We start from the raw sequence: 19,158 nt of genomic DNA on the forward strand, positions 1-19,158 counted from the left end.
CTGCGTATGGCCAACCAGACTCCCCGCTCCACAGCCAAAGACAGCGCCCTGCGCTGCCTGTTGCCCCTTATGTTGCCGCTGCTGCTCCTCACCGGTTGTGCCCGTCAGGAGCCGGTCAATGAGACCCTGCCGATCCTCAACCAGTTGCGGGAACAGCAAATGGCCGAACAACCCCAGTTGCAACTGCAGTACCAGCAAGCGGAGACACAACTGCCAGCGGATCAGGAGCAGCAGTTGCATCAGTTTTTAGGCCGCAAGGATCCGGCCCGGATTGCCCTGGTAAGCGGCCCCGGGCTGCAAACCGACATGCTGGAGAGTGCGCGGATAGCGAGCGTGCGACTGACCGCCCTCACCCGTTTGCTGGGATCTCGCGCCATTGAGCTGGAGCCCCGCTATGACCCCATGCTGGCCCCCAATACCTTGCTGATCCGCATCCTGCCAAACGGTGAATCGGGGTCGGTCACCCCAGCGGCGGCGCAATAAGGCCGAGGCAGGTGGTCGGCAAGGCCACCCGATAGAGGGGATAAGGGGTCAGCCCCCACAATTTGCGCCAACCCTGGGTCAGACGGTAAGAGAGCAGCGGCGGGCTCTGGTGCTGCTCGCCTAAAAACATCACCCCTTGGCTCATCCCTTCACCCGCCAGCGTCACTGACATCGCCTCGCTATCCGGTGCCACCAGCATGGCCTGCAGCAGGCCGTCACAGCGGGGATGGGCCAGCTGATAGCTGACATAGGTGCCGCCTAATACCGGCGTGGCCACCCGCAAGCGCCAGCCCAACTGGACCAGCTCCATTAGCATGGGTTTGGCCCCCTCGTTAACTGCCCGGTTCTGATAACGCCAGCCCATGGCGGCAGCACTGAGCAGCGCCACCAGCAACAGCAGCAGATATCCCCTAGATAGATGCATCACGGCGCCCCCGGATAAAGAGGATGGTCATCACCAGCAACATGATGGCCCACTGGTAGAGCTGGGCCAGCGAGCCGGTATGCAGCCAGCCATACCAGCGCAGATCCAGGCTCATCAGCACCAACCGCAGCTGATTGGCCCCGATATAGAGCAGGCAAACCAGCAGCAACATGGGCCACTGCCGGTAGAGGGGCCGATCCGGCGCCAGCCAGCAGCAAGAGACCAGCCAGGAGAGCACCACCAGATAGAGTTGAGAAAACGAGGAGCAGCCCTTGAGCACGATCAGCGCATGGCCCCCCAACCGCTCGATGCGATTGCCATCAAGGCGAGTCTCCCAGCCCAGCAGCTGCAACCACTGGCCCACACCCCAGGCATCGAGCGCCAGCACAGGGCCGGAGAGCAGGGCAAACACCTGCTGCCCCCACAACACCGCCACGGTAAAGGCGAGCACAATCTGCAACACCGCCCGCTCATCGCCACTCTGATGACGGCGCCATAGCGAGGCCACCAGCAACAGACAGGCCAGCGCCTTGCAACTGGCGCTGGGGATCAGGATCAGCAGGATAAAGAGGGCGAGCGCCAGTGGATGCGGACGCCAGCTCGGTGCAACCCGCGATGCAATTTGCCACCAGATAGCAATCAGCAACACCACCAGCAGGTTGAAGTGGCCCATATTGAGCCACACCATGCCCCACTGATTGGCCAAACCAAGTAGCAGCCAGTTGGGTGCCCACTGCCAGGGACGGATCTCCATCGCAACTCCTGCCGGTTATCAGCGCTTTTGACCGCTGTCGCAAGTTCCATGCCTGCCCGACCTCACCCGGATCAAGCCAAGTCAGAGGATTCGCCAAAGCTGGCACGCTTTATTCATTCCACCCTGCTGGCACTAGCGCCAGGGAGAAGGAGTGAGCAATGAAACTCAAACCGTTGGCAGGGCTGCTGGGGATGTTGTTGGTAACCTCCCCCGCATACGCCTTGACCGAAGTCGATACCGAACTGCAACTGCTGATGGATGTGTCGGGCAGCGTCAGTTCATCGGAATTCAATCTGCAATTACAGGGGTATGTGGACGCCTTTTACAGTCAGGATGTACAGAGCGCCATCCTCGACACCAGTGGCGACAAGCTGGGATCCATTGCGGTACAGATGGTGATGTGGAGCGGCTCGACCCAGCAGAGCGTGATGACCGACTGGTTCCACCTCTACGACATGACCTCCATCAACAACTTCGCCGCCACCCTGGATGCCCTGGTACGCCCCTATGCGGGGATGACGGCCCCCGGTTCGGCCATGGCTTTTGGTGCCCAGCAGTTTGATACCAACAACTACACCGCCGCCCGCCAGGTGATGGATGTGTCAGGTGACGGTATCCAGAACAACGGGCTGGATACCTCCACCGTGCGGGATCAACTGCTCGCCTCCGGCATCGACACCATCAACGGCATCACCATAGGTCAGGACTACGCCGATGGGGTGCTACAAGAGTGGTATGTGGAGAACGTGGCGGGCGGTCAGGATGCGTTTGTGATCAATGCCACCACCTTCGCCGACTTTGGCAATGCGCTGGAGCTCAAACTGGCGGCCGAAATTGAGGGGGGCATTATTCCGGAAGGGGCACTGGCCGCCCCCATCGAGGAGATCCCGCTGGCCGCCCAGCTGCTTCTCGGTATGCCACTACTACTGGCCTGGCGCTATCAACGCCGATCTCAAGGCCGTCCGCAGCAAGCCAACTGGCAACAAACGCCAGCCATCGGCTAGTTAATCACCCCGTGTGTTGCGATTAGGGAGCTACGGCTCCCTGATTTTTTGCCGTAACCATGGCTTTCGGCAGAGGCTGCACAACTTTTGGTTTGAATACCACCCGTATTCTGTCAGCTAACTCAGCACCGTAGGTTCGATTAGCGAAGCGTAATCGGACGTTCGCGGCCTTTCTTTTAACTCGCCAAAACGCTCATATGGCCACTTCTGCGCCCCGACATTCACTCTCTAGCTGACACAGGTCGGGACGTACTTGCCACATTGGCGGGGAGTGTCACCGCGATCGTCCGATTACGCCTACCGGCTAATCGAACCTACGAGCTACTAGCAAATTTTGTTTTGGTTATCTTTTGCTCTTCGATCCCCAAGAGAATGTTCCTTCTACTGTGTCGCTTCAGTTTGATTGTTTAGATGTTGGTGATTTTCTCTTATTGAACTCATCTGGACATGATTGGACTATCTTGAATTGATAAATAGACAAAGCATAGATAAGTCTATGTAATAAATGCTCTAATTTTTTTATTTCATCTTCCTCCAGATAAAGAGCCTCTCTGAATCGCGCGATAGGCATTCTTACGTCATGGTCATCAAAAAGTTTAATGGAATAAGTTCGATACTCCATTTCCTCCTCATCAGAGTGACTTACTACTTTATCTCTTAATCTTATCATCTTATTTTTCAGCTCTAATTCCTCTGTAGAGAATTCGAACCCTATCAATGATAAGTCTAATTCCTCTCGACCTCTTCCTACTTTGAAAGGCCGAGCAAATGAAACAATTAAGGTAGTTTCAAAACATTTTAATCGCCTAAGGTCTATATGGCTGCATTTTTTGTCATACTCACACTCTTGCATTAGAAAAGTCACAGCAGATAATGCTTGTTGAAAATCCCATCCTGAATAGATAATTCTGTGTGAAATTGAACTAACTTCATTACTCATGCTACCTCCTATACAAAAGCCTATTCAACATAACAAAAACACTTTTAATTAAAAACAAAAAAACCATAATGAAGTTTGTATTTTAACTCCTCTATGATGGTTGCTGTCAAATGTTGATCAACTTCATTCTGTCAGCGTTTTTAATAAAAATAGTTGCATCATCCTCAGAGAGCAACTCTAGAGCCATATACTGTATACCAATTTCTGATAATTTACTTTTCTGCCCAATTAGATAGGCAGCTCTACGATCGACCCTAGTATCAAAAAGGCTCTGGATATAGGGAGGTGTAGCTGATGAAAAAACTGTTCTAAAAAGTGACAAATCGAAAACAATGTCATCGATCTCAATCCATGAATGTCCATCCCATTGAGAGAATACGCATTTATTCGTTAATAACGGTTTTATTGGTTGATGCGAAAAAACTGTAAATCCAGCAACGGATAAACTACCAGTGACAAATTTTGCGTCCACTGACAAGTGGTCTTGTATCATTGCGGATAAAACTGCACTCATGTACAAGCAACTTCCACTTACCAACTTGAAATTTTCTGTGATATTTTCAGCCATATATGAAATTTCTCTAACCAACTCACCTCGCGTCATTTGAACCCCAAACTTGCTGAACACTTAGAAATAGGTAGCGTAGGACCGTAGGTTCGATTATCGAAGCGTAATCGGATGTTCGCGGCCTTTCTGAAATATATCTATTTCACTCGCCCACACCCTCCCATCTTGCCACGTTAGCGGAGAGTGTCATTGTGAGTGAATGATTATATCAGCCGGATTATCGAACATGTGAACTATAAAATCAATTCTATTTCATAGTAGATAATGATACGTTCTTCTCATCATTGAATAGCGTTCCAATAAGTAGCTTCCATATTTTAATTTACCCTCGTAACTTTTAAAAGATTGAGTTATTTTAGGGTGTTCCCCTAGAAAAATAGAAAACTCTCTATCCAGTTCGAAACTTATATTGTTTTTATAAAAACGATAGAAATCCGATGGTAAATCAATCAGTTTATAGCCACCCGAATCAAGAATGATCGCCAAATAACATTTTGGCATTTTCACCATTTTATCTAAGTATTCAACACCGTACACAGCACACCGCTTATACGGTAAGAAATATGCATAGAGATAGCTAATTTTTGAATATGAAATATCAAGGTTAACACTTGGCCCGTTTGGTTCAAGTGATATTCCCAAGTCATCATTCTGAGTAGTCTGAAAGCCATACTCATCACTATCAATAAGACCAAAATAGGAATTACGGTCAAATTCCAAGGCACCTCTAAATCTAGGGCCATTAACAAGAACAATATGATTTATTTTAATGTGAACATCCTTTTTATTCCTCACGGAAATAGAAACCCCATTGTTTAACCTCTTAATCATTACTTTTATTGATGGCCTCTTTTTATAAAACCAAAATGCGATGGGCAACAAGACACAAGATATAGAAACGATTAGCCCTATATATTCAACCAAGTTAGCGTAGTCTGTCATTCAACTCCACCTTGCACATATAACCACAAAACACAAGCAACTTAATATCATACTTTTTTAGCTTGCATTCTGATTTATAGTTATTTATAAATACCTTATGAAGGACTCACTTTTAACACCGGATAAAAAAACAGTCATGGAATCGAATTGGAATATGTTACCAAACCACATATTTATAAACACTTCTGAATGCTGAACTGTGAACGGCGCCAACCATATCAAATAACGTAACTGCCCCAAAAGCTAACAAAGCCATATAAAAAGGCCTCATTACGAGGCCTAATCAGACATATTCAGATTCAGGCTGATAGCCCGCTTTTACGGCAATCACCTCGGCTCCGGTGACAAGGGCAGCACCTGCCCATCCAGCGCCTGATCACTGTTGGATGGATAGTCCGGCACCGGCTCGCAGTAGGGAATCCGGCTTAGCACCGGCGCCTTGACCAGGGCGGCCAGCTGATCGGAGCGGCGCAGGCTGGCATCCGCCAGTTCGGCCACCAGCGCCAGACCGCAGCCCAGCCCCAACCCGCCAACAATGCCCGCCAGCAGAAACAGCCAGAGCGGGTAGTTGCTCGGCTTGCTGGGGGCAAAGGGTTTGTCGATCACCTTGATCCGCTCCCCCTGCTCGAAGTTGCCCAGATCGCCGGTCACCTTGGCCTTCTCATAGCGCAGCAGCAAATCCTGATAGAGGGTGCGCTTGACCGCCAGATCCCGCTCCAGCTCGGCGAGCTGGCGCTCGGTATCTCCCTGGGAGTCGACCACCTTGTCCAGCCCATCGAGCTGGCTCTTCAAGCCGGCGGCGTTTTGCTCCGCCTCCGTCAACTGCGTCTGGGCCAACTGCCACTCGGGCCCGCGCGCCATATCCGGTTGGGATTTGAGCTGCTCGAACTCCTGCTGCAACTGGTCAATCTGATAGCGCAGACTCTGTACCTTGCTGTGCTCGTCGCTGTAGCGGGCCCGCAGCAACACCAGCTCGGTGCGCATCAGCTGCAGCTTCTCATCCAGCTGGCGGGCCAGCTGGCTCTCCTGCCCCAGCGATAGCTGATCGACCCGGGCCTTGGCCTGCTGCAAGGTGATCAGGCTCTCGGCGTAACGCTCCTGCAAGCCATAGAGACGGGCGACGTTGGTACTCTGCTGCTGGGGCAAGGCGCTGGCATGCTCCCGTTTAAAATCGGCGAGCAGCTGCTCGGCCGCTTGCAGTTCGCTGCGGCGGCTGTCGAGCTGGCTTTGCAGGAAACGTTCGGACGATTCCGCCGACTGACGCCCCTTGCTGAGCAGGTTGAAGAAAAAGCGCCGCGAAATGGCTTCGAGCAAACCGGCGCTGTTGGCCGCCGAATCCGCTTTTACCTTTATCTCGATCACCTCATCGCCGATCAGCCGCAAAGAGACGGCACTCGAGAGCCAGTCCATGATGGCATCGCGCTGAGCTGGCGGGGTCTCGTCATTGACCAGACCGCGATCCCGCGCTACCCCGTCCAGCACATAACGGCTGCGCAGCAGGGCTTCGAGCACCGCAAAGCGATCCTTGAGACTCTCCTGAGTGATCAGATCCTTGAGTGTCGGGGTCTGGTTGGCATCTTGCGGCACCATAAAGGTGGTGCGGCTCTCATACTCCTTGGGGGTGAGCAGGCCGACCGTCACACCCACCAGCGGCATCACCAGCACCGGGATAACCAGCAGATAGCGACGGCGCCAGGCGGCAAAGAGAATGATGTAGAGGTTGTAATAGAACTGGACAGGCATGGCATCACTCCCTGAGAAAAGCCCTCCCCCCGCACGATGCAAAGGCAGTGCCACCAGAGGTGGCTGATCCCCTCTGTGAGCAGATCGCAAGAGTGGTACAAGATTCGCATTCTCCCGCTATCCGGGGTGTCACCCCTTCCCTTGCCGGAGCGCGAACCATGTTGTCATCAACCCCGTCGCACAGACCCCATCCCCGCGGGAGCGCCAGCGCCCAGCCCGTCGTACAACCTGTTCTGCAACCTGTCGTTCAAATAGTGCAGCACCTGCAGCCGGGCGGGCTGGAGACCATGGTGCTCAACCTCACGCAGGCGAGCCCTGCCGAGCAGCCGGTGCATATCATCTCCCTCGAAGGGCACAAAGGGGATGTACTAAGGGCGTGGCCCGCCCTGCATCCCTTTGCTGGCAATATTCACTGTCTGGAAAAGCCCGCAGGCTGGTCGCTGGCAACCCTCTGGCGGCTCACCCGACTGCTGCGCCAACTCAAGCCAGCCGCGGTACATACCCACCATCTTGGGCCCATGCTCTATGGCGGTCTGGCCAGTCGGCTGGCCCGGGTGCCCACCCTGATCCACACAGAGCACGATGCCTGGTATCTCGATGATCCCCATCAGCGCACGCTGGCCCTGTGGGGGCTGCGCGTCTTCAAACCCATTCTGGTGGCCGATGCCACGCCGGTGGCCAACCAGCTGCTGGCCAAGTTGGGCCAGCTGTCGCCAACCGTGATCCCCAACGGCATCGATGAGCAGCGTTTTGCCCCGGGCGCCGCCGCCCTCGCCCGTCAGGAGATGGGGCTGCCACAAGGGGTCAAGTTGATTGGCTGCGCCGCCCGCCTTGAGTCGGTCAAGGGTCACACCTTGCTGCTGGAGGCGATCCGCGCCCTGCCGGAGGAGGTGCATCTTGCGTTGGCAGGGGTCGGCAGTTTGCAAAATGCGTTGCAACAACAGTGTCAGCAACTGGGGATCGCCCATCGGGTCCATTTTCTCGGGCTGGTCGAAAACATGCCGCGCTTCTATCAGGGGCTGGATCTCTTCTGCCTCCCCTCACTGGCGGAGGGGATGCCGCTTTGCGTGCTGGAAGCACAGGCGTGCGGGGTGCCGGTGGTGATGAGCGATGTGGGGGCGGCCAGAGAGATCGTCTGTCAGGCCAGCGGCCATATCCTGTCGGAGCGGGATCCCGGCCGCCTTGCCCAGCTTCTGGCACAAGGGTTGCTGCAGTGCCATAGCCTGCGTGCCGTCACCCGTGAGTTTGTGTGCAAGCAAAGCAGCTTGAGCCGGATGGCTCATGCCTATCAGCAGCTATACAGCCGCTGATCAAGCAACCCGATGACCAGAGGAGCATCCCATGGAATGGATCATGATCGTGTTCTGGCTGTGCGCTGTACTGGTGGTCTACCACCATGTCGGCTATCCCCTGCTGCTCAAATTCGGTGGTCGGCAGGCGCGCAAGGTAGCCAATCCGCCCCGCCCTCTGGATCGAGGGTTCAAAACAGACGCCACCGATGAGGCGCTGCCGACCATCACCCTGCTGATGCCGGTTTATAACGAGGCGGCGACCATCGCGGCCAAGCTGCAAAACCTCGCCAGCCTCGATTACCCCGCCGACAAGCTGTGGGTGCATGTGCATTTCGACGGCTGCAGCGACAACAGTTACCCCATTGCGCTAAGCCAGCTCGGTGATCCCGCCCTGCAGCAGTTGCAGATCAGGCTGTTTGATCACCCCCGCAATCGCGGCAAGGTCGCCGTGCTCAACGAGGCCATGACCCGGGTGCACAGCGATCTGGTGGCCCTCACCGATGTCTCGGCCCTGCTGCCCATCGACAGCCTGCTGCTGGCGGTCGCCCATTTTGCCGATCCCAAGGTAGGGGTGGTCGGGGAGGCGTACCGCTTCTGGCAACCGGGCTCCCAGGGCGAGGAGAGTTACTGGCACTATCAAAGCCAGATCAAGCTCTGCGAATCGGCCCTTGGCGGCATGCTGGGGGCCCACGGGGCCTTTTACATGATGCGCCGAGAGTGCCTCACCCCGCTGGCTGCCGATACCATCAACGACGATTTCATCCTGCCGATGCAGGCCATCGCCAAGGGGTATCGGGCTGTCTATGACAATCGCTGCGCGGCACTGGAGCTGGAAGTTTCCAATGCCGCGCTGGAGGCGACACGGCGCAAGCGGATCGGGGCTGGCAACACCCAGCAGCTGCTGCGGTTACTGCCCCTGCTGCACCCCAAGTTCGGCTGGGTTGCCTTCAACTTTGCCAGTGGCAAGGGGCTGCGGGTGTTGATGCCGCTCTGCCTGACCCTGCTGTGGCTCTGCGCCATCCCGCTGGCCACCCAATCCCTGCTGTTTCAACTGCTGCTGGGGCTGCAACTGCTGGGGTATCTGCTGGTCATCCTGATCCAGCTGACCCCTGTGCACCCCTGGCCCAATCTGTTTCGCAAGATCCACTATCTGGTACTCGGACACTGGTACAACGGCATGGGCACCCTGCGCTACTGCCTGCGAGCCCCCATACGTTTCATGTCACAGGAGAAAGCCGTATGACACACCCCATTCCAAGATTGACCCTGGTGGTCAAACGCAGCATGGATCTGCTCGGTGCCACTCTTGGCCTGCTGCTGACGCTGCCGTTGTGGCCGCTGATCATGCTGGCCATCCGGCTCGATAGCCCGGGGCCTGTGTTCTTTCGTCAGCTGCGGATCGGGCGCAGCCACGCCACCCATACCGAGCTCTTTTTCATGATCAAGTTTCGCACCATGCGCGCCGACGCCGAGGCGGCCACCGGGCCGGTCTGGTGTGGCAAGGGGGACAGCCGGATCACCCGCAGCGGCGACTTTCTGCGCAAAACCCGGCTCGATGAGCTGCCGCAGTTTATCAATGTGCTCAAGGGGGAGATGTCGCTGATCGGCCCCCGTCCGGAGCGACCCGGGATCGCCAACCGGCTGGAAGATGCGGTGCCGTACTTTATCGAACGCACCTATGAAGTGGCCCCCGGCATTACCGGTCTGGCGCAGGTCAACCAGGGTTACGACGAGTCGCTGGATGATGTGCGCAGCAAGCTGGCGTTCGATCTGGCCTACTCGGTCGCCCTGCTCCACCCCTGGCGTTGGCTGGTGCAGGATGTGCATATCATCGGCAAGACGATCGCCATCATGGTTGGCAAGAAGGGGCGCTAATCCCGCCGCACCCACCTCAACCACATCTCAACGCCCATCAGGCCATTGTTACTGCAATGGCCTTTTTTGTGGCGCATCCTTGTGGCAAATCAACGTTGATCACCTAGAAGTCAGCGATCTGATCGCCATCATCTGGCCCCATCCATCCAAAGGCCTGATGCCAGTTTGACCAACACTAGAAACCCAAGCGTTGCGTGATCACAGAAGCAATCCGCCCCCTGCTCGCCATAACACCGGCACATAAAAAACGAGTGGCCAGCGGCAACTCGTTTTGACAGTTTTCCCTTGGTGATTCAGGCGCCGTAGACGGCCAGAATATCGGTCACTCTGTTGCTCACACTGTAACCCCTGGCTATGGTGTTGCGCGCCGCCTGACTCATTTTGCTGCGCACCACCCCATCGCTGCGCAGCCAGTAGTTGACCAGCTCCGCCATATCCCGCACATGGCCGGGCTCCACCAGCCAGCCATTGGATTTATGGTCGATCAGATTGACCAGCCCCCCCACCGCAAAGGTACAAACCGGTATGCCGTGAGCCATCGCCTCCAGGGCCACCAGCGGCAACCCTTCAAAGCGGGAGGTGATGCAGAGCAGGTCGATGTTGTGCCACTCATTGGCCATGTTCTGGAAACCATGAAGCTGGACGCGATCACCATACTGCTGCAACAAGGCACTTTTCATGGGGCCATCCCCGTAGAGATGAAACGCCCCATCCGGGCAGAAGGCGGCCAGCTGGCAGAACACCTCCGGCCCCTTTTCCGGCGAGAGGCGGCCGACAAAGGCAATCCGGTTGCCAGTTACCGATGCCGGTGTCGCAGGCATGGGGACAAAGTTGCTGATCACCGTGCTTGGCACAGGCAATTTGCGAGCGATGGGCTCGCTCACTGCAATACACTTCGCAAAACGCGCTGTAGTGCGATCCAGCCAGCTGTAAAACTTCAGCAAACCTTCCCCGTCATCCCCACTGTGAAAGGTCGAAACCACCGATTTACCGGTGAACCAGGCCGTCAGCCGCCCCAGCACCCCGGCCTTGTAGCCGTGGGTATGGATCAGCACAGAAGCAGGCTGGCGAGCCAGACGGCGCATAAAATCGCGGCTGTTTTGGCACACCTCGTAGGGCAAGCCCTGTTGTTTGAGCAGGGTCGTAAAGGGGGTCATGCCGTGGTTGCTCACCAGCACTATGGTGGGGCGAAATCCCCTGGCCAGCAGATCGTTGGCGAGATGGATAATGTGAACTTCTATTCCACCGACCTGACGTGCATCGATGGCCAGCCAGATCTGCTGCATGGGTAACATAAGGCCCTCCTCCCGTGGCTCCATGCCACCTGAAATGAGGCGCTGCATAGAGCGGGCCAGTCAGGCAAAGAGGGGCAGGATCAGGCGCCGGGACAGGCGACCAGCAGGAGGGTCATGTCATCGAGGGCGGCATCATTGATGCGCTCATCAAACCAGCGGGCAATGCGATGAGCCAGTTGCTCAAGACCGGGCCCCGAAGTCAGGCAGATCTCTTTTAGCTGCGACTCCCAGCGCTGGCGCTCTTCTGCGTCACGGCTATCGAGCAGGCCGTCGGTCCAGAACAGCAGGATCTCGCCGGGCTTGAGCTGACGCTCATTGGTCACGAAGTGGGGATCCGGGCGCAAACCGGGCAAGGGGCCGGTCACGCCGACCTGACGGATGGTACCGGGCCCGACCAGCCAGGGCGCCGGGTGGCCCGCGCTGGCCCACTGCACCCGCCCCTCGTTGCCGAGTTCAATGCAGAGGGTGGTGAGCAGGGTAGCCCCCAATAACGGATCACTGTGAACCGCATTGGACAAGATGGTCAGCAAACGGGCGGGGGCGCGCTCCAGATCGTGCGCCGTCAGCAAGCCGCGCAGATAACCGGCATAGGCATGGGCAAAAAACTTGGCTTCCGCATCGTGGCCCATCACATCCCCGAGCCACAGCACCCGATCCTTGACCAGCAGAAAGTCCCCGCCCCCCACGGTGGCCGCGCGGGTTTGCAACGCCAGCTGGTATCCCCCTATCGAGGTGGCGGGCAATAACGGGCGCAGCGCCGAGGTCATGCGCTGATCCAGCTGTTCGCCCCATTGCGACTTGAGTTGCTCAGAGCGTTGCAGCACCCGCGAAACCGCCAGCAACAGGTCCTGCTTGGTGATGGGCTTGACCAGAAAGTCATCGATCCCCAGCGCCCCCGCCCGACTCTGGGTCCACTGATCCTGATGACCGGTCAGGAAGATAAAGGGCACCCCCTTCATCTTGGGATCCTTCATCAACTGCTGGCGCAGCCCAAAGCCATCGATCCCTTCCATCTCGATATCGGAGAGCACCAGCGCGGGAGGTTGCTTCCCGAGCGCCAGCAGGGCGGCATGGGAGTCGGCATAACTTTCAACCCGGTAGTGCTCATGGAGATAGGCGGTGAGCAGGGCACGCATCACCTTGTCATCGTCGATCACCGCGAGCACCGGCAGTTGGTTGACCGGGCCCTGCTGGCGAAGGGTCACGCGATTGCGCTCACCGTCGCGAGAGAAGTGCACCTCGGCAAACAGCTGGTGCACCAGCGCCAGCCCGTATCCCCCCTCCTGCAGCTCATCGGGTAACGGCGCGCTGGCAAGACCGGGTTGCGGGCCACCATCATCCTCCAGTATCAGACTCAAACCCGTTTCATCCTCTTTCAGCGTGAGCCAGAGCCGGGTCGCGGGAGGAGCTGTGTGTTTGACGCTATTGGTAGCCAGCTCACTGAAACAGAGCAGCCAGTTGGCTTGATCCTTTGGGGAGACCTGAAACAGGGAGAGCCCCTGTGCCAGCCGGTTGCGCAGTTCGCGCACCGCCTGCAGGGTTGCCGGAGCAGATCGCAACCAGTCATCCATATCGGGCCTCCATTAGCGGGCGATCAGATCCGGAAATTCAGCAAGGCGCTGCGCCGACACCAGCGCTTGAGCCATTCGGTCACCCGGTTGCTGGGCAGCCGGTTGAGTTCGCGCAGGATCTCGCTGGCCAGCCCCGGGTTGAGCTTGTCGTTATAGACAGCGCCAATCAGATTGGCCTCGGCACGGGTCAGTTTATCCACCGCACTTTGTACCACGGTCGTCGGCGTCACTCCCGCCAGCACCACCAGCAGCGCCCCTTCACAGGCCCCACACACCTGATCGGCCGGAATATTGCCCCGATTGAGGGCGGTGAGCGGCGAGGTATCGAAGATCACCACATCGTAGTGCTCGAGCCAGCGAACCAGCAATTGGCGCAAGGTATCCTTGTTGCGAAAAGCCATCAGATCCTTGCCCGGCGCCGGGAGCAGGGACAACGACCGGCCAGTGGCCACCGGCTCGGGCACATCATTGGGCCCCCAGGCAACCGCCGTGGCGCGGCCGGGGTGATAGAGATTGAGATCCACCAGCAGGGTGCGCAGCCCATCCGCTTCCGAGCGCCTTGCCAGCGCATCGCAGATGGAGCTCACCCCCTCTCCCCCTTCCGACGAGGTGACCGCCAGCGAGCGGATCCCCCGGGCGACCGTCGCCGCATAGAGGGATTCGAGCTCCAGATATTGAATGGGGATGCTCATATCAAAGCGTCCCGACCAGGGCCACCACCGAGATCGTGGTCAAAATGTCGCGCATGCCATCCATGAAGATGGCCCAGTTACTGCTCTTGCTGTCAGGGATAAAGACTGTGTCCCCTGCGCGCAGCACCGGCAACTGGCTAAAGTCGGGCTCTTTGGCAAAGCCGTCGAGATCGAAGCTGCGGGCCTGATCCCCCTGACCACTGGTGGCCATGTTGATCACCACAATCTTCTTGATATAGGCGCTGCTGGTCGGGCCCCCCGCCTCGGCCAGCAGATCCAGCAGGGTCATGGAAGAGTCAAAGCGGTAGCGACCCGGGCGGGCGATCGCTCCCAGCACCCGAATGGTGTTCTCCTTTGGCTCATCGAGCCAGGGACGATTCTTCTCCGGCAGGTAGATGGAGTCGCCGGGCAGCACCTTGGGCAGCAAGGTTTCATCGCCGGTTTCAAAGTAGAGGGCAAGATCGAGCTTGCTGACCCGCGCCGTGCTGCCACTGCGATGGGCGATACGCACATTGCGCAGATCCGCCGCCGCAGTCGGACCATCGGCGGCCGACAGGATGTCGATAAAGCCCATCTGCTCATTGAAGGCATAGCGACCGGGCGCCCCGACCTGACCGAAGATGTAAATGGAACTGTCCGGTGACTGGCGCACCCACTGGGACTTGTTGTCACTGGGATCGGTGGGCAGCTCGGGGATCATGATGGTGAATCCGGCCCGGATCTTCGGCAGGCTGGCCAGCGCCCCCCCCTGATGGAGAAACTTGTCGAGATCAAACAGGGTTGGCGTGGCCTGCCCCCCTTCGGCGGTCAGGATCTGCACCTTGGCGATATCGGCCCGCTCGTTGGGGCCACCAGCGTGGGCGATCAGATCCAGCAGCGACATCTCGTCAGACCATTCATAGCGGCCCGGGATCCGCACCGCCCCCATCACCATCACCGCCCGTCCGGGGGCCACTTTTAACCAGGATTTCTCGTTGATATCGGTCTTTTCCGGCACAAAAATGGCATCACCGGGTTTGACTTGGGGAAGCGCCTTTTGCATCCCTTCGGTATAGGCCTGCAAGTCGATGGGTTCGATCGTGCCATCGGTGCGCAGCAAACGGATCTGGCGACTCTCGGCATAGCGGGTCGGGCCGCCGGCATTGGCCAGAATATCGAGGAAGGAGTCCCCTTCCCGCCCCTCATAGGCGCCAGGTTTGAACACCTCGCCCATGATGTAGATGGTGCGCGCCCCCCGTTTTATCTGCTCTTCATCCTTGGGCACGAAGATGGTGGCGCCCGGTGCCAGATTGGGCAGCAACTTGTTGTTGCCGGAGTCGAGATAGGCTTTGAGATCGAACAGTTCGGGGGCATCACCATTGATCACCCGGATCCGCTCCACCCCGGCAAAGCGGGTCACCCCACCGGCTCGCATCAGCAGATCCACGATGGAGTTGCCGCTCTTGAAACTGAAGGCGCCGGGGCTGTTGACCTCGCCAAACACCTTGATCGCCTTGCCGGTATCGCCATCCCCGCCTGCCGCCAGGGTTGCCGCATCAAAATCAATCTGCACGTTGCCGATCAAAGGGGATGCTGGCACGAACACCACATCAAGGGATTGCAATGGCGGCAACACGCTGGCATCGCCGGTATCGAGATAACGCTTGTAGTCGAAGCTAGATACCGTGCTGCCGCGCCGCACCTGCATGTTGTTGAGCTGGGCACCGGGTACCAACCCGCCAGCGGCATCGAGGGCCATCTGCACGTTGCCATCGGGCGCCAGATCATAACTGCCGGGTTTTTTGACATAGCCCATCACGCTGATCAGCAGCCGCTTCTCCAGCAAGGTGACGGTCAATTGAGAGAGGTTGTTGTAAACAGGTTTGAGGGCGGTGCGGATCAGCTCATCCGCCTGTTGCAGGGTCTTCCCCCCCACCACTAGGTTGCCGACTTCAGGCAGTGCAATCTCCCCCTGCTTGTTGATCTGGAAAGGCTGATCAAAAGCCGGCTCACCGGGTTGCACTATGGCCAACCGATCACCGGGAGCCAACAAGGTGGAGGCCAGTAACGGGCAGGTGAACAACAGCAAGAGAACACAGATCAATCCTTCGAGAGCACCCCGTTTCATAGACATCCTTTTCGTCTGTTACGTCTGCCCCCATTGGCGTAAGGGGAGCCCTGACCAATCAGCACGACAGCCATCCGCTGTTGTCTGTTGCAGCCGCAAACGTACTTGTTGTAGTGATTGTGCCAACACGGTCTGACGCCAGGCTACATCCGACCAGAGCCGTCCGTGCATATCCCGTTCGATATCAATACGTTGAGATTGTAGTCGTTTCAACTCCGCAGGCATACACCCCTGCAGACTCGCTTGCTTTAATTCCGTCAGCTGCAAGTCGAGTTCCTTCTGACGCTCATCATAACGAGACCAGACCCGCCGTTCATCCTCATTGACCGGAATACGGGTGGGTCTTGCCTCGGCCATGCCGCCATATCCCTCCGGCGGCCACTGCGCACAACCCGACAGCAGAATGGACGATAGCATGATACCAAAGCGTTTCATGATGCAGCGGCCATCATGCCACGTGAACGCATATAGGCCTTGATGCTCTCATGGCAGGGGATCACCCGGTCGATATGCAGCATCTCCAGCAGGTCATGGGGTTGACCGGGTCCGCAGACAAGGGCCATCTGATGCCCGTTCATAATCAATCTTTTATAGAGAAATACCAAGGCTCCGATCCCCGACGAGTCGATAAAATGAACATCGCTGATATCGGCCAGGATATCTCCCGGGTGGGTCGAGAGGGTTTCAAACAACGGGCGGAGCTCACTGACGGCCATCGCGTCAAACTCGTTTTCCAGTACCACTACCTGGATATCATTAAGGGTGTAAGTCATGCTTTCCATCGCTAGCTCCTTGTCGATTCTCAGACTATTTGCTGTCACGGCATTCAGCACGTTGCAAATGTTATGCCGGGCAGTGCCACGGCACTTGTTCTCCAAATGATACTCTTTGCGCCTTATTCGCCGACACCCACTCCTCGTTTTGATTGCCAAATTGCAATTGACCTCCCCCGCACGTTGCAAACTGCAATTCACCTTCGCCGAGATCGCTAGATAAGAGGCTAAATGGCTGATAATTCAAGCCCATTAGACCGGGCCCGATTATTGCTTGCCTTTGGACACACTTCACAAGCCACCGTTGGCTCGGCCCCCATGCCGCCATTTTCCAGGAAGGAGAGATCATGAAAGCAGGCCTTTACATCGCACCACTGTTGGCAGCCCTTTGCGGCACCGCATACGCAGCCCCCTCCCCTGACAGCGCCGTGTTGAAGGTTGAAGGCGCCATCAGCAGCCCCACTCATCAGGCTCTGGCCCTGTGGGACAGCGCCATGCTGGATCAACTGCCGGTACACGAAATCAAAACCCATACCCCCTGGTATGACGAAGCCAAGACTTTTCGCGGCCCGCTGCTGCAAGATGTATTGGCCAAGGTCGGGGCAACCGGCAAACAGCTCACCATTACCGCGCTCAATGACTACTCGGTACAGGTGCCGACAAGCGATGCCGAGCAGTATCGGGTCATCCTCGCCCGCACGATCAATGGCAAGCCACTGTCGGTGCGTGACAAAGGGCCGCTGTTCCTTGTCTATCCGTTTGATCAATATCCCGAACTGCAAAACAAGCTCTATTACGGTCGGGCTATCTGGCAGATCAGCGCGATAAAAGTGGAGTAGATCCCATCATGCGTTCCATGGCGGCCAGTCAACGTTTCTTGTTTGTGGTGCTTTGTGTGCTGCTCCTTGCCTTTGCCGGTATTGGTACCATCCAGTACCGGCAATTTCAGGATCTGCAGCGCAGTACCAGCCAGGGCGAAGACAACGTGATGTGGAACTATTTCCAGCTCTATAACGAAGCGCTGCGTTTTCAAAGCTCGCTGCTCCATGAGTCGCAACCGACCTTCCAGCTCAGATACGATATTCTGGTCAGCCGCATGGATCTGGTGCTGGAGAGCAAGGATCGCAGCCTGCTTCAGCAAACAGAGATCTACCAGCAGGCAAGCAAAGCCATTCGATCCTACATCTCTCTGGCGGATATCTGGCTCGGGCCGGAAGCCACCAAGCCGCTGGACAATCTTGCCCATCAGGAACTGCGCCAACAGCTTGCCTCCCTGCTCCCCCTGCTCCATCAGCTGACTCTGGAGGTGAACCAGCAGGCGACCCTGTTTGATGTGGCGCGTCGCGACAGCGTGAGGGAGCAGATCATCACGACGACACTCATCGCGACCCTGCAATTTGCGCTGCTCTTTGTGCTCGCCCTGCTGATCTGGCGGCAAATGAATATCTCGTTTCTGCAACACAAACTGATGCAGCAGCTCAATGACAAACTGCTGCGGGCAAATCAGGCGGCAGAGGCAGGCACAAGAGCCAAAAGCAGCTTTTTGGCCAACATGAGCCATGAAATTCGCACCCCCATGAATGGCATTCTCGGCATGCTCTCACTGCTGGCCGACCGGGATATGGATCCGAGGGAGCGAGACTATCTGGAGACGGCGCGGGAATCGGCAAACCATCTGCTCGGTCTGCTTAACGACATTCTGGATGTATCCAAGCTGGAAGAGGGCAAGATCGAGCTGCAACTGGCCCCCCATCACTTGCCCCAGCTGCTGGAGGATATCCGTGCCCTGATGCAGAGCAACTGCGATGCAAAAGGGATCAAACTGACCCTGACTGTTGCCCCTGATACGCCGGAGTGGTTGATGATCGACCCGCTGAGAGTGCGCCAGATCCTCTTCAATCTGGTGAGCAATGCCATCAAGTTCACCCATCAGGGGGAAGTAAAGATCCACGTTGCTAGCACCCTGTTGGAGCAGGATCGCCACTCGATACGCATCTCGATCCAGGACACAGGGATCGGCATGAGCAAAAGTCAGTTAAAGAACCTGTTTCAACGTTTCGCTCAGGCGGATGTCTCGATCACCCGCCAATATGGCGGATCGGGCCTGGGACTTGAAATATCCCGTAACCTCGCACGCCTGATGGGCGGCGATATCTCGGTAGAGAGCAGCGAGGGACATGGCAGTACTTTTACCTACATCTGGCCCGCCAGAGCCACGACCCCCTCGATTGTTTGCCTGCCGTCCAAGCCGCTGGATCAGGAGAGCTATCGCATCTTGCTGGTTGATGACAATGCCACCAACCGCAAGGTGATCGGCGCCATGCTCGACTCCGTGGGCCATCAGGTCACACTGGCCGTTCAGGGAGAAGAGGCGTTGGAGAAACTGGGTCACACCGAATTTGATCTGGTGTTGATGGATGTCCAGATGCCAGTGATGGATGGCCTGGTGGCCACCACCCGGATCCGCACCTCCCAGATGCCTTGGGCAGATATCCCCATCATCGCCCTGACGGCGGATGCGATGCCGGAATCCAAGCAATACTATCTCTCCCATGGCATGAACGGGTATATCACCAAGCCCATCAATAAAGAGACGCTTGTCATGGAAATAAATAAACTGTTGTCTAAATATTTAATAATACATAACTACGTAAATTCAGATAATAAGTGCAATGCTCATGGTGCATAGGCGAGA

Annotated in this window: 19 protein-coding genes; 7 read left to right on the forward strand and 12 right to left on the reverse strand. The window is 56.8% G+C overall.

Annotation, left to right across the window (positions count from 1 at the left end; translation table 11 throughout):
- Window positions 1-6: 6 nt before the first annotated feature.
- Complete coding sequence (locus tag I6L47_RS03605) at window positions 7-483, forward strand: hypothetical protein (RefSeq protein WP_216948685.1); 477 nt, start codon at window positions 7-9, stop codon at window positions 481-483.
- On the opposite strand, the gene I6L47_RS03610 is transcribed toward I6L47_RS03605, so the two are convergent.
- Window positions 461-907, reverse strand: coding sequence for a hypothetical protein (locus I6L47_RS03610; protein WP_216948686.1), 447 nt, complete (start codon window positions 905-907; stop codon window positions 461-463). The two genes, I6L47_RS03605 and I6L47_RS03610, sit on opposite strands and share 23 nt — an antisense overlap.
- On the reverse strand, window positions 894-1,661 hold the full coding sequence (locus I6L47_RS03615; RefSeq protein WP_100645977.1) for a hypothetical protein: 768 nt from the start codon (window positions 1,659-1,661) through the stop codon (window positions 894-896). Before I6L47_RS03615 ends, I6L47_RS03610 begins: the two co-directional genes overlap by 14 nt.
- 158 nt (window positions 1,662-1,819) lie before the next feature.
- Here I6L47_RS03615 and I6L47_RS03620 point away from each other — a divergent pair, with 158 nt between their 5' ends.
- Window positions 1,820-2,665: a DUF1194 domain-containing protein gene (locus tag I6L47_RS03620; RefSeq protein ID WP_139463360.1), complete on the forward strand. Its 846-nt coding sequence runs from the start codon at window positions 1,820-1,822 to the stop codon at window positions 2,663-2,665.
- A gap of 394 nt (window positions 2,666-3,059) precedes the next feature.
- Here I6L47_RS03620 and I6L47_RS03625 read toward each other — a convergent pair whose 3' ends face one another.
- The 4 genes from I6L47_RS03625 to I6L47_RS03640 all read right to left on the reverse strand — a co-directional run bounded on the left by I6L47_RS03625 (window position 3,060) and on the right by I6L47_RS03640 (window position 6,858).
- The gene (locus I6L47_RS03625; protein ID WP_216948687.1) at window positions 3,060-3,605 is read right to left on the reverse strand and encodes a hypothetical protein; all 546 of its coding nucleotides are present in this window, start codon (window positions 3,603-3,605) and stop codon (window positions 3,060-3,062) included.
- Window positions 3,606-3,711: 106 nt separating this feature from the next.
- Complete coding sequence (locus I6L47_RS03630) at window positions 3,712-4,173, reverse strand: hypothetical protein (RefSeq protein WP_216948688.1); 462 nt, start codon at window positions 4,171-4,173, stop codon at window positions 3,712-3,714.
- A gap of 252 nt (window positions 4,174-4,425) precedes the next feature.
- Window positions 4,426-5,115 carry a hypothetical protein gene (locus I6L47_RS03635; protein ID WP_216948689.1) on the reverse strand — a complete coding sequence of 230 codons (690 nt, stop codon included), beginning with the start codon at window positions 5,113-5,115 and terminating at the stop codon, window positions 4,426-4,428.
- A 327-nt stretch (window positions 5,116-5,442) separates the two neighbouring features.
- Window positions 5,443-6,858 (reverse strand): GNVR domain-containing protein, encoded by a 1,416-nt coding sequence (locus I6L47_RS03640; protein ID WP_216948690.1) that lies wholly within the window; start codon window positions 6,856-6,858, stop codon window positions 5,443-5,445.
- Between the two features lie 158 nt (window positions 6,859-7,016).
- Here I6L47_RS03640 and I6L47_RS03645 point away from each other — a divergent pair, with 158 nt between their 5' ends.
- The 3 genes from I6L47_RS03645 to I6L47_RS03655 are packed head-to-tail and all read left to right on the forward strand — an operon-like array spanning window position 7,017 to window position 10,025.
- Window positions 7,017-8,168 carry a glycosyltransferase gene (locus I6L47_RS03645; protein ID WP_216948691.1) on the forward strand — a complete coding sequence of 384 codons (1,152 nt, stop codon included), beginning with the start codon at window positions 7,017-7,019 and terminating at the stop codon, window positions 8,166-8,168.
- 31 nt (window positions 8,169-8,199) lie between these two features.
- Window positions 8,200-9,393, forward strand: a complete 1,194-nt coding sequence (locus I6L47_RS03650; RefSeq protein ID WP_069527365.1) for a glycosyltransferase family 2 protein — start codon at window positions 8,200-8,202, stop codon at window positions 9,391-9,393.
- Window positions 9,390-10,025 (forward strand): sugar transferase, encoded by a 636-nt coding sequence (locus tag I6L47_RS03655; protein ID WP_005333398.1) that lies wholly within the window; start codon window positions 9,390-9,392, stop codon window positions 10,023-10,025. Before I6L47_RS03650 ends, I6L47_RS03655 begins: the two co-directional genes overlap by 4 nt.
- 293 nt (window positions 10,026-10,318) lie before the next feature.
- Here the strand turns inward: I6L47_RS03655 and I6L47_RS03660 are convergent, their stop codons facing one another.
- From I6L47_RS03660 to I6L47_RS03685, 6 genes are all read right to left on the reverse strand, one after another.
- Window positions 10,319-11,320 carry a glycosyltransferase family 4 protein gene (locus I6L47_RS03660; RefSeq protein ID WP_216948692.1) on the reverse strand — a complete coding sequence of 334 codons (1,002 nt, stop codon included), beginning with the start codon at window positions 11,318-11,320 and terminating at the stop codon, window positions 10,319-10,321.
- 80 nt (window positions 11,321-11,400) lie between these two features.
- Window positions 11,401-12,891, reverse strand: coding sequence for a SpoIIE family protein phosphatase (locus tag I6L47_RS03665; RefSeq protein ID WP_216948693.1), 1,491 nt, complete (start codon window positions 12,889-12,891; stop codon window positions 11,401-11,403).
- A gap of 23 nt (window positions 12,892-12,914) precedes the next feature.
- Window positions 12,915-13,583: a tyrosine-protein kinase family protein gene (locus tag I6L47_RS03670; protein WP_005360129.1), complete on the reverse strand. Its 669-nt coding sequence runs from the start codon at window positions 13,581-13,583 to the stop codon at window positions 12,915-12,917.
- A 1-nt stretch (window position 13,584) separates the two neighbouring features.
- Window positions 13,585-15,690: an SLBB domain-containing protein gene (locus I6L47_RS03675; protein WP_005351417.1), complete on the reverse strand. Its 2,106-nt coding sequence runs from the start codon at window positions 15,688-15,690 to the stop codon at window positions 13,585-13,587.
- An 18-nt stretch (window positions 15,691-15,708) separates the two neighbouring features.
- Window positions 15,709-16,125, reverse strand: a complete 417-nt coding sequence (locus tag I6L47_RS03680; RefSeq protein ID WP_216948694.1) for a hypothetical protein — start codon at window positions 16,123-16,125, stop codon at window positions 15,709-15,711.
- Window positions 16,122-16,472, reverse strand: coding sequence for an STAS domain-containing protein (locus tag I6L47_RS03685; protein ID WP_005333409.1), 351 nt, complete (start codon window positions 16,470-16,472; stop codon window positions 16,122-16,124). Before I6L47_RS03685 ends, I6L47_RS03680 begins: the two co-directional genes overlap by 4 nt.
- Before the next feature lie 338 nt (window positions 16,473-16,810).
- Between I6L47_RS03685 and I6L47_RS03690 the strand changes: the two genes are divergently transcribed.
- Both I6L47_RS03690 and I6L47_RS03695 read left to right on the forward strand, forming a co-directional pair.
- Window positions 16,811-17,302 carry a molybdopterin-dependent oxidoreductase gene (locus I6L47_RS03690; protein WP_005351410.1) on the forward strand — a complete coding sequence of 164 codons (492 nt, stop codon included), beginning with the start codon at window positions 16,811-16,813 and terminating at the stop codon, window positions 17,300-17,302.
- 8 nt (window positions 17,303-17,310) lie between these two features.
- Window positions 17,311-19,152: an ATP-binding protein gene (locus I6L47_RS03695; RefSeq protein ID WP_254204811.1), complete on the forward strand. Its 1,842-nt coding sequence runs from the start codon at window positions 17,311-17,313 to the stop codon at window positions 19,150-19,152.
- Window positions 19,153-19,158 lie beyond the last annotated feature (6 nt).

Origin of the sequence: Aeromonas sp. FDAARGOS 1417, from assembly GCF_019046985.1 — a bacterium.
GTDB lineage: Bacteria > Pseudomonadota > Gammaproteobacteria > Enterobacterales > Aeromonadaceae > Aeromonas > Aeromonas veronii.